Genomic DNA, 538 nt, shown 5'->3' on the forward strand with positions numbered 1-538 from the left:
TAACCTTTCCTCCTGACTGAAAGTGCTTTACAACCCGAAGGCCTTCTTCACACACGCGGCATGGCTGCATCAGGCTTGCGCCCATTGTGCAATATTCCCCACTGCTGCCTCCCGTAGGAGTCTGGGCCGTGTCTCAGTCCCAGTGTGGCTGATCATCCTCTCAAACCAGCTAGGGATCGTCGCCTTGGTGAGCCATTACCTCACCAACTAGCTAATCCCACTTGGGCCAATCTAAAGGCGAGAGCCGAAGCCCCCTTTGGTCCGTAGACATTATGCGGTATTAGCAGTCGTTTCCAACTGTTGTCCCCCACCTCAAGGCATGTTCCCAAGCATTACTCACCCGTCCGCCGCTCGTCAGCAAAGTAGCAAGCTACTCTCTGTTACCGCTCGACTTGCATGTGTTAGGCCTGCCGCCAGCGTTCAATCTGAGCCATGATCAAACTCTTCAATTAAAAAGTTTTATGTCTTTCGACAGCTCAATGAATTCTGAATTTTTTAATATCTTTCGATATTGAATTGACTGTGCCGAATAATTACC

Annotated in this window: 1 rRNA gene; it reads right to left on the reverse strand. The window is 49.8% G+C overall.

The window, feature by feature from the left end:
- A 16S ribosomal RNA gene (locus NRL14_RS20800) occupies positions 1-452 on the reverse strand; the annotation flags it as partial.
- Positions 453-538 lie beyond the last annotated feature (86 nt).

The sequence above is a fragment of the Pseudoalteromonas sp. 20-92 genome, assembly GCF_030847595.1.
Taxonomy (GTDB): Bacteria; Pseudomonadota; Gammaproteobacteria; order Enterobacterales; family Alteromonadaceae; genus Pseudoalteromonas; species Pseudoalteromonas fuliginea.